Raw genomic sequence first — 11,724 nt, 5'->3', positions numbered from 1 at the left:
GTGTCAAACAAGCGTTTGTTTGACACCATTTACGCTATTTTTATGAAAATGAACGAGTTTATTTACCGCCGTGGTTTGCTGCAATTTGACCTTTGATCGTTTCAGCAGCTTGCTTCAACGCTGCAGCAGGTTTTGCTTTACCTGTTGCAATTGTTTGAAGTGCGGCATCAGCAGGCGTCCAAACCTCATTCATCTCAGGAATGTTTGGCATTAATTCAGAGAATTGAGATTGCTCAGCAACCGCTTGTGCAGCTTCACTTTCAGTAACAGCTGGATCTTCAGCAAGCGCTTTTACAGCTGGTACTTCTTTCGTAATTTCAAATCTAGTTTTTGAGTTTTCTTCATTTGCAATGAACTCAACAAATTGTTGTGCAAGCTCAGGATTTTTAGAGTATGAACTTACGTTGTAGCTTTTTACGTTTACAAATGCACTCATGTTTTCACCATTTGCTAGAGAAGGTAATTTTGCAACACCATAGTTTACACCAGCTTTAGTAAACGGATCGATATTCCATGGTCCAGAGATAATTGCTGTTGCTTTTCCTTCAGTGAATAGGGATTCTAGTACGTTAATTCCTTGCTCACCAATGATTCCTGTTGGGAATAAGCCTTCAGAGTAAAACTTCTGAATGAATTCTGCACCTTGGATCGCACCTTCGTTGTCTAACCCTATATCCTGCGCATCAAAACTTCCATTGTCTTGTCCGAAAATGTAACCGCCGTATCCACTCATAACACCTTGTGCATAGTAGATTTGGTCAAATAACGCTAGGAAACCAAACTTTTTACCATCTGTTACTTCTTTTGAGTAGTCATACCATTCTTCAAGAGTTTGTGGTAGTTCTTCTTCTGATATTAAATCTTTATTGTAATAAAGCATTGTCGTTTCTACTGCTTTAGGTAATCCATAAACTTTTCCATCCACGATTTGTGATTGCATAGCTGATTCCGTATAAATTGATTGAACGTCTTCACTTACATCTAAATCTTTAATTAGACCTTCAACAACTGCAGTACCAATTTGGTCACCAGGCATTGTTAAAACGTCTGGGCCTGTCCCAGCTGGTCCATCTAAACGAAGATTTTCGATTTGTTGTGCGTAAGGCTTTTCAACTACTTTTACCGTTACGCCATGCTCTTGTTCGAATTTAGCAATTGCATCTTCAATACCAGCACTTTTCTCAATATCTTCCCAAACGATCAGTTCTTTCGTCTTTTCATCATCCTTTGGAGCTTTACTTTGATCGCCACTATCCTGAGGTCCACAAGCAGCTAGAGAAAAACTTAAGGCAAGAGTACCAACAATACCTAAATATTTTTTATACTTCATCGATGTTACTTCCTTTCTATTCGTCATTTTGCGTTTCCCCCTTTTTATTAATGAAAACGCTTTACACTTATAATATATCATTTTACAAAAAACTAGTAAACTATTTTTTACTAAATTCGGTAAAATATTTTACGAAAAAGTGACAAAAATGTTTCGTTGGTTTATTTTGTGCTTTTTCTCATGACGATTTCAGATCCGATATACAACGTTTTACTTAGTTTTCGTTTTTCTACCACTCTTTCTAGCAATAGCTGCATTGCATTTTTACATAACTCTTTTATATCAATGTGAAAGGTGGTAAGTGGTGGTGACACATATTTCGATACACTAATATTGTTCACACTAATCACACTGACGCGATTCGGAATCGAAATCTCATGCTCATTTAAAGCTTGCAGACAGCCAACCGCAATTGGATCAGCAGCGATAAAAAAGGCTGTTGGCAGGTCATCTTTTAGAGCTTTAATTGCATTTGTCATAAGCTGGTAGCCGTTATCTACTGAAAAGCCACGATGGGTAAAAACGTAGTCCTCAACTAGTAAACCTTTTTCCTGCATATATGCACGGAAGGTTTGTTCACGTATATCCATGTCCTCCTCATGGGTGTTTGGATTATGGTAGGTTCCACCAATAAAGCCAATTCGCTCATGCCCACTTTCCATGAAAATATCAATCGCTTCCTTGGTGATTTGAACCAAGTCTGGGCGAACAGAATCATAATGTTTTGGATCTGGTGATAAGTCGATGAATACTCCATTCTGTGTTTTTCTGCGCAGCGCCTCAATATCGCGGTCCGGAAACATGCCAACCGCTATAAACCCTTCGATATTGTCTGGAATTTTATCAATTCCTTCAGAGACCTTATAGGTCATCAATTCAACATTAAATACCTTTCCCAGTCTCTCAATTTCCATTCTCATCGTTTTGAAGTACACGTCTTCCAGTTCTTCTTTATCAGATAACCAGTAAAGGAACGCGATGTTTTTTACAATCGGTCGTACTGTTTTCTTGCGGTAGTTAAGCTCGTCCGCAGCCTCATAGATCTTTTCTCTCGTTTCATCTGGTACAGATAGGCTGTCATCGTTGTTTAATACACGAGAAACCGTCGAAATCGAAAAACCCGCTCTTAATGCTACATCTTTAATCGTCGCCATTGGATACACCTCTATATAGATTTATTATTTGTTGAGCTTTACAAGGTAAAATATTTTACTTACATTTTACTATATTTTCCTAAGAAGATAAAGGGGGCTTAGTAAAATATTTTACTAGGGAGCCAGAGGGACGGTTCTCTTGGTCCCGGCGATAGAGTGAGGAATGTTTTCAGCGAACGTCAAAAAGCTGCCGAGACTTTCTCGACAGCTTATTTACTACTACCCCTAATCATAAGGTTTGTGGTGATGAATATCTTTTTCGCGATTTGTCTTCCGGCAATCCGCTCGAGGATCGTGTCGACGGCGGTTTCACCCATGACTTCAGTATGGACCTTGACCGTTGACAGCGGTGGAAACACATATTTAGAAACACTGATGTCATTGACGCCAATGAGGCTCACTCGGTTTGGCACGTCGACTTTTTCTTCATTTAGCGCACGTAATGCACCAATAGCGATCAGATCATTAGCAGCGAAGAAGGCTGTAGGAAGCGCTTCGCCTTTTTCTTCGATCGCTTGCTTCATCAACCTGTAGCCATCATCAACCGTAAATTGACCAATATAAAGGTTACTTTCATCTAATAGATTCGCTTCATTAAGATATGTTTTGAACGTTTTTTCACGGATTTCTTCGATTTCCGCAGAGTGGTCTTTGTACTCCTCGCGACCACCTAAATAACCGATATTCGTATGGCCACTTTGAATAAAATGCTTCAGCACCGTTCGCGTTGCTTTTTCAAAATCAATCACAACCGCATCGTAGACATCTTCGTTAGGGTTTGAATCGACGAACACGAGATGCTCGGCCATTTTTGATAGTTCATCGACTTGAGTGGTGCTGAACTTACCAACCGCGATAATTCCCTGAAGATCCTCCTGCTTCATGCTCTCAATGCTATTATAAAAATTTACCACCTGGATGCCCTGCTGTTCACAGCGCTGCTCGATTCCAAGCCGGATCGACATATAATAAAGGTCATTGAGCTCCTCCTTTTCAGTGTACCAAAGGAGAATCCCAATCCGTGCAGAAGAAGATTTTTTGGAAGAACGTTTTTTATAGGACAGCGCCTCTGCAATCTCAAATATTCTCTTCTTCGTGTCGTCGCTGACGGACAAGCTGGCATCATAATTGAGCACCCTTGATACTGTCGCAATCGAGACACCTGCTTTTTCTGCGATATCTTTAATCGTCGCCATGGTTCACCTTCTTTCTGGGGTATTGTTGAATTGCACATTGCTGTGTGGTGGGAATAATGGATATTCCGTGACAGATTAGGGTTGGTTTCACCGGATATGCGTCGTTGGCATGATATTTGTGTCAAAAACACAACATTTGCGTCAATTCCAGTGGATTTGCGTCGTAAACTCTTTATTTGCATCTTCCCCGACGGATTTGCGTCACACACGGAATATTTGCGTCGGAAATACATTTTTTTGCGTCTCCCCGCCACATTTGCGTCTACCCCACGTTATCTTGCCTCTAACAAACTCATTTTGGATTTAGGGACCAAGAGAACCGTCCCTGTGGTCCCTAAGTTAAAAACGTATACTTCGTTTCCCATCGATATTCTTCACCTTTATTAATTACAACGGATGGGAAGTTTGGGTGATGGATTGCGTCTGGTAGTCCTTGTGTTTCTAGGCAAACGCCTAAGTATGGTCGGGCTTCGCCACCACGCATGTTGAAGCCTTTTAGCGTGTTGCTTGTGTAAACGACGACTGCCGGTTGGTTTGTTTCTACTACTAATTGGCGACCTGATGCTTCATCGTAAAGTTGAACTACTTTTTCATCTAGTAAAAATGGGTGGTCGTAGCCTTGACCGACGAGTGCAATTTGCTCATCCTTTGAATTGGGGCCGTCTGCGATTTTACGACCATTTTGAAAATCAAATACTGTTCCAGCGACATCCAGCAGTTTACCTGTTGGAAGGAAATCTTCGTCCAGTTCAAGAAACTTACTACTTTTTATCGTAAGCTCATGATCAAGAACGTCATTTTTCACGTCTCCTGATAGATTAAAATACGCATGATTTGTGATGTTTAAAATGGTGTCCGTGTCAGGTGTTCCGTTCCCCGTAATCACAAATTCATTATCGTTGTTGAGTGTGTATGTTACAGTCATTTCGACAGTTCCAGGGTAGCCCCCTTCACCGTCCTCGCTCACATACGTAAATTCAGCTCCGACTCTATTTTCTTCATTAATAATCCGTGAATCCCACACAACCTTGCTGAACCCTTTTACTCCACCATGGATATGATTGTTATTTTCATTTTGATCAAGGGAATAAGTGGTTCCGTTTAAATCAAATTTTCCGCCTCTAGTACGACCTGCGGTACGACCAACAATGGCACCTTGATAACTTGTATCAGTAAGATACCCGTTAAGATCATCAAAACCAAGTACGACATTTTCTAAATTACCATTTCGGTCAGGTGCTATAATTTCCGTGATAATGCAGCCGTAATCAATACAGGTCACGCTTAGCCCGTGGTCATTTTTCAATGTAAAAGCTTGGACCTCTTGATTCTCAAACGTTCCGTACAAATGTGTGTTAACTTCCATTTTCATAATCTCCTAACTCGTAAAATGGTCTATAAATCTCTTAAACGCCGCTTGACCCGCTTCATCGCGCTTATACACACCAGCATCTTCAAGGACGCGCATGAATTTTTTACCGACTTCACGCTTCACAAGCTCGTGAACGTTTTCTTTTGTTGGGTTGTACACCTTTAGTTCGTCCGCCCATTCCTGGTGAATTGGGTTGACCGAATTTGTTTCACCTATTAGGTAGTTTTCGACCTCTTGTAGCTCGGTTTTGAGTCGAGCCGGAAGTACCGCTAATCCCATTACCTCGATGAGACCGATGTTTTCCTTTTTAATATGGTGCACATCAGCATGCGGATGGAAAATGCCTAGTGGATGCTCGTCGTTTGTACGGTTGTTGCGAAGCACAAGGTCAAGTTCGTACTTCCCATTTCGTTTCCGAGCAATTGGTGTGATCGTGTTGTGTGGGGTATCCCCGGTGAACGCGATGATGTCAACATCAGGGTCGCTATACTGACGCCACGCTTGTAAAATATGGTCACCTGCTTCAACTAATGATTCCATGTCACTGCTTCTTAGACGAAGAACTGACATCGGCCATTTTACCGTTGAAAATTCGACTTTTTCATAACGATCCCACGTAAATGTCATCGCATCTTCGGCTTTTGCCATCGCGAATTCGTAATTTCCACCTTGGTAGTGATCATGGGTTAAAATGGAGCCCCCAACAATTGGGATGTCCGCATTCGAACCAAGGAAGTAGTGCGGAAATTTTTCAACAAAACCAAGTAATCTTGCGAACGTATCCTTGCTAATTACCATATCCCGATGATCCTCGCAAAGCACGATGCAATGCTCGTTATAGTACACATATGGTGAGTACTGGAGATACCAATTTTCCCCTCCAAGCGGAACTGGAATGATGCGGTGGTTGGAGCGAGCCGGATGCCCGATGCGACCCGCATAGCCTTCATTTTCCACACACAGTAAGCACTTTGGATACTTCTCACCAGTCGTTTTCGTCTCTTTTTCAAGCGCAATTTGCTTTGGATCCTTTTCCGGCTTTGAAAGATTAATCGTGATATCTAACTCGCCATACTCCGTTGCAACCTTATATTCAATGTTTTTTTCGATTCGCTTCATTTGAATGTAATTGCTATTTTTACTTAACTCATAAAAATAGTTCGTCGCTTTTGCCGGGTCTTTTTCATGAAGGTCATAAAAATGACGCGTCACCGCGGACGGAAGTGGAATCATCGTGTTCATAATTTTACTCGCGAGAATTTCTTTTGCATCAAAATAATCCTCAATGACTCCATTTCCACACGCATACTCTACTACATCCTCGACCAAAGTTGGAATGTCTTTTTTAGGTGATACATGTTCGGTCGGCACGAAGTCCTCGAGACCCAGCAAAGAAAGCACCTGGTTGCGAACATAAATTTTATCTTCTTTTTCAATAAGACCGACTTTGATCGCTTGCTCTGTTAGCTGTTGTACGCTTCTGTAAATATTCATGTTGATCCCCTCAGCTTTCATACCCATTTGGGTGGTTTACATGCCAGTTCCACGCATCCTTAATGATTTCGTTGATTGAAGTACGTTTTGGCTCCCAGCCCAATACTTCCTTTGCTTTTCCAGAGGAAGCGATAAGAATGCTTGGGTCACCCGCACGTCGGTCACCTAGCTTTACAGGAATATCACGTTTAGTAACCTCTTTGGCGGCTTCAACCATTTCTTTAACAGAGAAACCACTATTGCTTCCAAGGTTAAAATAGTTGCTCTCCCCACCATTTTGGAGGTATTTCAATGCTAAAATATGTGCGTTAATTAAGTCCTCCACATGGATGTAGTCGCGGATGCATGTGCCGTCTGGAGTATCGTAGTCCTCACCAAAAATCGTGATAAACTCACGAGTTCCAAGAGCCGCTTGTAAAATGACTGGGATGAGATGTGTTTCTGGATCATGATCTTCACCGATTTCACCAGTTGCACGCGCACCTGCCACATTGAAATAGCGAAGAGACACAAACTTAATGTCATGCGCCATCTCAGACCACTTCATCATTTTTTCCATCGCAAGCTTTGTTTCGCCGTAAGTGTTTGTTGGAACCGTCGGCATGTCCTCCGTGATTGGCACCTGCTTCGGCTCACCGTAAGTTGCTGCTGTTGATGAGAATACAATGTATTTCACGTTGTTGTTCTTCATGGTTTCAAGTACAATCTGTGTTCCGTACACATTGTTGTCGTAGTATTTTAATGGGTCGACCATTGATTCACCAACAAGTGAATTTGCCGCAAAATGAATCACCGCGTCAATGTTTTCATTTTCAAAGACAGATTGTAAAAAGGCACGGTCACGAATATCCCCTTGGTAAAACTTCGCCTTCGGATGAACCGCCCCCTTGTGGCCCGTTTGAAGATTATCAACAACCACAACCTCTTCGTTTGCGTCAATTAACTGATAAACGGCATGTGAACCGATATAACCTGCTCCACCTAAAACTAAAATACTCATACTAGAATCGCTCCTTTGTTGGGACAAGGGGACAGGTCCCTCGTCCCAATTAGATAGTCAAGTGGGACAGTGAACCTGTCCCTGTGTCCCTCTTATAATTCTTTTGCGCCATCGCCGATGCTTACTTTATAGAAAGAAGCTGGGTAGCCGATGGTTTCTTCGTAGATTTTTTCGATGTTTTCGATGATTTGTTGCACTTTTTCTTTTTCGACAAGGGCAATCGCACAACCACCGAAGCCGGCACCAGTCATGCGCGCACCAAGCACACCATCTTGCGCCCATGCTGTTTCTGCGAGAGTATCAAGCTCTTTGCCCGTTACTTCATAATCATCACGTAATGATGTATGTGATGCGTTGAGTAAGCGGCCGAATTCTGTTAAGTCACCCGCTTTGAGCGCTTTTAGTGCATCTAATGTTCTTTCATTTTCATATACCGCATGTTTCGCACGCTTTTTTAGTGTTTCATTTTCAATTAGATGCTTGTGCTGTTCGAATTGTTCGCTCGAAATATTACCAAGCGCTTGAACATCAAGTGCTTTTTGAAGCTGGGCAAGTGCCTGCTCACACTCACTGCGACGCTCATTGTATTTGGAATCCGCAAGCTCACGACGCTTGTTTGTGTTCATGATTAAAATGAGATGCTCGTCAAGTTCCAGTGGTGCGTATTCATACTTTAATGTATCACAATCTAGTAAAATTCCTGCATTCTTTTTACCCATTCCGATGGCAAATTGGTCCATTATGCCACTGTTGACACCAATGAACTTATTTTCCACAAGTTGGCCAATTTTTACAAGCTCCACGCGGCCGATTTCAAGATCGAATAGTTTTTCATACATTACACCTGATACGAGTTCGATGGATGCTGATGAAGAAAGACCCGCGCCGTTTGGAATATTCCCGTAAAAAAGCACGTCCACACCAGTTGGGATGTCATAGCCTTTTTCTTTGAGGTAACGAAGCATGCCTTTCGGATAATTCGCCCAATCATGAGCTTTGTTGTAGTCAAGATTATTGATGTCAAACTCAATTACCCCAAGGTTTTCAAAGTTCATTGAGTACATTCTGATTTTGTTGTCTTCGCGCTTTCTAGCAAGCGCATAGGTCCCTTTTGTGATGGATGCCGGGAACACATGACCACCATTGTAGTCGGTATGCTCCCCAATGAGGTTAATACGTCCTGGCGCAAAGAAGCTTCTGTAATCGCTTACGTTAAAAATTGCAGTAAATTTATCTGATAGTTGCTTGAGATCCATGGTAGTTTGCCTCCAATACTATTGTGTCTATCTTTATTGTAGAGGTTTGAGTAAAATGCGTCAACAAATTTCAGTTAAATTTTTACTAAAAATTTATCGATGTATAAATTTAGGTTCCACAGGGACGGTTCTCGTGGTCCCACGCAAAAAAAGAACCAAAGGGACCAATAGAACCGTCCCTGTGGTTCAATGAAAATACATACGAAACCCTATCACAATCAGCAAAAAGGATAGCATTTGCATGATGACTCGGCTTGGGATTTTTTGTGAGAGGATGACGCCTATTTGTGAGCCCACGATGATCCCCGCTCCTCCGAATGCAACAATCATCCAGTCGATATTCCCGTGCCAGACCTGAAGAATAACACCAACAAATGAATACAGGCATAGGGAAAAAATGGAGGTTGCGGTTGCGATATGGGTTGGTACACGAAAGATGTACACCAATATCGGGACAAGCATCCAGCCCCCGCCAATTCCAAGATAGCTTGAGAGAATTCCCATGAAAAAACCGAGCGGAATCAGCCATTTAGCTTGTAATCTTGTGGCTGACTGGGGATTAAAGGTGATGTTACTGATTGACTCCCCAGTTGCTGCAGCTTCAGTTTTTGCTTCCTTAATTACATTCCTCTTTTTAAGCAGATTCGTATTTTTTATCACTAAAAACAATCCTAAAAAGACGAGTACACTCGCAAAGAAAAAATAAAAATAGGTAGAAGAGTAGGATTGCAGAAGTTTTACACCGATAAATGTTCCCGGGAACGCACCTATCCCTAATAGGATTCCTGTTCGGTAATCAATCCGTTTTTGTTTGGCATATCCAAATACACCTGATAATGAGTTAATTAATACAATGACTAGTCCTGTTCCTGCGGCAATAATGGGATCGACATGAAAGAGAAGCAAAAGTGCCGGTACAAATAGAAAGCCTCCCCCAGCCCCTACAATGGCCCCATAGCCGCCGGCAAATATCCCGATGGCCACAAGTAAAACGCCTGTTACAATATCCATAATTACGTTCCCCCTATGTATGACTCCCTACTAACCTATCAAACTTTCTAATTTTAGTAAAATAACAATGTATAATAGGGCATAACAAAACGTAATATCGCTGACGATGTAGAATAATACGTACCCGTTCTTATATAATGAAATTAAAAGCTACTATTGAAAGGGGTGATACCATGAACATTGAGAATCTTAAACTCTTTTGCCTCGTGGTTGAAGAAGGTAGTATCACAACTGCTGCCCGAATGAGTTATATCTCTCAACCAGCTGTGACTAAAAAAATAAGCCAGCTTGAAAATGAGTATGGGACCCTACTTTTTGAGAGAAACGGTGGTAGACTTGAACTAACAAAGACCGGGGAAGTCCTTTATCCATATGCGAAAGAAGTGATTGAAAATATCAAAAGATCATTTGATGCGGTTCAAAAAATGACAGGCAATGAAGAAGTGAATTTACATATAGGCGCAAGCTTAACAATCGGTGAATATCTATTGCCTCAAATTTTAGGAATGATAAAAAAAGGATATCCGCATATAACGTTCAGTCTTACGATTGGAAATACCCCAAATATGATTGCTATGCTAGAAAACAACGAAATCGATATCGCGCTTGTGGAAAGTCATGTGGAAAATCCGATTTTAACTATTGAAAAGTTTGCCGAAGATGAGCTTATTTTAGTGACTTCGAATGAACACCGTTGGAAGCAGCGCAAAACGATAGAAATAAGTGAATTGGTTGAGGAAAAAATGATTTGGCGGGAGCCAGAATCCGGTTCACGTTTGATTGTTGAGAACTACCTTCGTGAATATGGAATCCTTGACGACATTGAGAGTGAAATGGAACTCGGGAGTATTCAATCTGTCAAAAGTGCCGTTGAAGCAGGCCTGGGAATCAGCATTCTCCCAAAGATTACCGTTTTAAAGGAACTTGAACTTGGTACATTAAGTCAAATCAATGTGACCGATTTTTCACTCACGCGTGCACTATGGATGGTGCAAAAACCACATCGCTTCCCCAAAATAGGCTTGCAGCATTTTGTCGATTTTATCCGGAATCAGTAGAACCAGAGGGACGGTTCTCTAAGGGGACAATCGGAAGTTTTGCGCGAAAGAAGGCACAACTAGCGGTTATTTACGCTCGTTGTGCCTTCTTTTAGATTCATTCCTAGTTCTTATACGCAAAATTTTTGATTGCCCAAGAAGAATGAAGTCGCGGTCCCCGGCCTATGGGAATTCAATCTTTGCCTCCTTCGGAGTTTGAACTCTTTTTAGTTCATTTTTACAGCGATCATTGTCCATTTGTCTTCTCTATATTACTTTTGGGCATAACTTCCCCCTCCCCAACTAAGAGGCTTTTTTGAAAATATTCTGTTTGATACACTCACGAAGAATCTCCTGGTAGAACTGATTTTAAATGGGCTTTTTTACAACCTGGGCAAAGTGTGACATCTTTACCAAGAATAATAGAAAGAATCTCTGTGAAATTTAATCCTTCGAATATTGATTTATATAAAGGGCTTTTGGAAAGTTTTCTACAACGAGATAGCTTACCTTTCTTGACTCGATTAGCTAGTAATCCGTAGTACCTCATTTTCACAAATCCAACGGGAAGAACGTGCATTAAAAACCGGCGAATAAATTCTTCCGAACTTAAGGTTACCTGCTTTTTCTGGCTATTATTTTTATAATCCTTCACACCAAAGGTTACTGTATGATTTGTGACCGACTGAATCCTTTGATTTGTTATGGCGATACGATGTGTATAGCGACCGAGGTATTCTATCACCGCTAATGGACCTGAAAATGTTCGTTTCGTGTAACTATACCAATTTACCGAATAACACTGGTCGATCAAATTCTGAAACTGTTTTGGATCTTTGTATTTTTCAGCTTCATTGTAAAAGTGTAATTGATT

10 protein-coding genes are annotated in these 11,724 nt (G+C 41.3%); 1 reads left to right on the top strand and 9 read right to left on the bottom strand.

Annotation, left to right across the window (positions count from 1 at the left end; all coding sequences use genetic code 11):
- Window positions 1-58 precede the first annotated feature (58 nt).
- From E1I69_RS11120 to E1I69_RS11085, 8 genes are all read right to left on the bottom strand, one after another.
- Window positions 59-1,330, bottom strand: a complete 1,272-nt coding sequence (locus E1I69_RS11120; protein ID WP_136379730.1) for a sugar ABC transporter substrate-binding protein — start codon at window positions 1,328-1,330, stop codon at window positions 59-61.
- Window positions 1,331-1,491: 161 nt separating this feature from the next.
- On the bottom strand, window positions 1,492-2,484 hold the full coding sequence (locus E1I69_RS11115) for a LacI family DNA-binding transcriptional regulator (RefSeq protein ID WP_136379686.1): 993 nt from the start codon (window positions 2,482-2,484) through the stop codon (window positions 1,492-1,494).
- 209 nt (window positions 2,485-2,693) lie between these two features.
- The gene (locus E1I69_RS11110) at window positions 2,694-3,680 is read right to left on the bottom strand and encodes a LacI family DNA-binding transcriptional regulator (RefSeq protein WP_136379685.1); all 987 of its coding nucleotides are present in this window, start codon (window positions 3,678-3,680) and stop codon (window positions 2,694-2,696) included.
- Between the two features lie 334 nt (window positions 3,681-4,014).
- Window positions 4,015-5,046 (bottom strand): aldose epimerase family protein, encoded by a 1,032-nt coding sequence (locus E1I69_RS11105; protein ID WP_136379684.1) that lies wholly within the window; start codon window positions 5,044-5,046, stop codon window positions 4,015-4,017.
- Window positions 5,047-5,058: 12 nt separating this feature from the next.
- Window positions 5,059-6,546 (bottom strand): UDP-glucose--hexose-1-phosphate uridylyltransferase, encoded by a 1,488-nt coding sequence (gene galT, locus E1I69_RS11100; protein WP_136379683.1) that lies wholly within the window; start codon window positions 6,544-6,546, stop codon window positions 5,059-5,061.
- A 10-nt stretch (window positions 6,547-6,556) separates the two neighbouring features.
- Window positions 6,557-7,546 (bottom strand): UDP-glucose 4-epimerase GalE, encoded by a 990-nt coding sequence (gene galE / locus E1I69_RS11095; protein ID WP_136379682.1) that lies wholly within the window; start codon window positions 7,544-7,546, stop codon window positions 6,557-6,559.
- Window positions 7,547-7,638: 92 nt separating this feature from the next.
- Entirely contained in the window at window positions 7,639-8,802 is a 1,164-nt protein-coding gene (locus tag E1I69_RS11090; protein ID WP_136379681.1) for a galactokinase, read from the bottom strand.
- 186 nt (window positions 8,803-8,988) lie between these two features.
- On the bottom strand, window positions 8,989-9,813 hold the full coding sequence (locus E1I69_RS11085; RefSeq protein ID WP_136379680.1) for a sulfite exporter TauE/SafE family protein: 825 nt from the start codon (window positions 9,811-9,813) through the stop codon (window positions 8,989-8,991).
- 173 nt (window positions 9,814-9,986) lie between these two features.
- Between E1I69_RS11085 and E1I69_RS11080 the strand changes: the two genes are divergently transcribed.
- A complete protein-coding gene (locus tag E1I69_RS11080) occupies window positions 9,987-10,871 on the top strand; it encodes a LysR family transcriptional regulator (RefSeq protein ID WP_136379679.1) in 885 nt (294 codons plus the stop codon).
- 319 nt (window positions 10,872-11,190) lie between these two features.
- Here the strand turns inward: E1I69_RS11080 and E1I69_RS11075 are convergent.
- A partial coding sequence (locus E1I69_RS11075; protein ID WP_207308538.1) for an IS91 family transposase occupies window positions 11,191-11,724 on the bottom strand: 534 nt, incomplete at its 5' end.

The sequence above is a fragment of the Bacillus timonensis genome, from assembly GCF_004799755.1.
Classification (GTDB): Bacteria; Bacillota; Bacilli; order Bacillales; family Bacillaceae_L; genus Ferdinandcohnia; species Ferdinandcohnia timonensis_A.
This window is presented reverse-complemented; position numbering and strand designations above follow the sequence as displayed.

Excerpts from the sequence above, each read along its gene's own strand:
- E1I69_RS11080 (WP_136379679.1), top strand. The coding sequence starts at position 9,987 with ATGAACATTGAGAATCTTAAACTCTTTTGCCTCGTGGTTGAAGAAGGT.
- E1I69_RS11115 (WP_136379686.1), bottom strand. The coding sequence starts at position 2,484 with ATGGCGACGATTAAAGATGTAGCATTAAGAGCGGGTTTTTCGATTTCG.
- E1I69_RS11090 (WP_136379681.1), bottom strand. The coding sequence starts at position 8,802 with ATGGATCTCAAGCAACTATCAGATAAATTTACTGCAATTTTTAACGTA.
- E1I69_RS11105 (WP_136379684.1), bottom strand. The coding sequence starts at position 5,046 with ATGGAAGTTAACACACATTTGTACGGAACGTTTGAGAATCAAGAGGTC.
- galT (WP_136379683.1), bottom strand. The coding sequence starts at position 6,546 with ATGAATATTTACAGAAGCGTACAACAGCTAACAGAGCAAGCGATCAAA.
- E1I69_RS11110 (WP_136379685.1), bottom strand. The coding sequence starts at position 3,680 with ATGGCGACGATTAAAGATATCGCAGAAAAAGCAGGTGTCTCGATTGCG.
- galE (WP_136379682.1), bottom strand. The coding sequence starts at position 7,546 with ATGAGTATTTTAGTTTTAGGTGGAGCAGGTTATATCGGTTCACATGCC.
- E1I69_RS11120 (WP_136379730.1), bottom strand. The coding sequence starts at position 1,330 with ATGAAGTATAAAAAATATTTAGGTATTGTTGGTACTCTTGCCTTAAGT.
- E1I69_RS11085 (WP_136379680.1), bottom strand. The coding sequence starts at position 9,813 with ATGGATATTGTAACAGGCGTTTTACTTGTGGCCATCGGGATATTTGCC.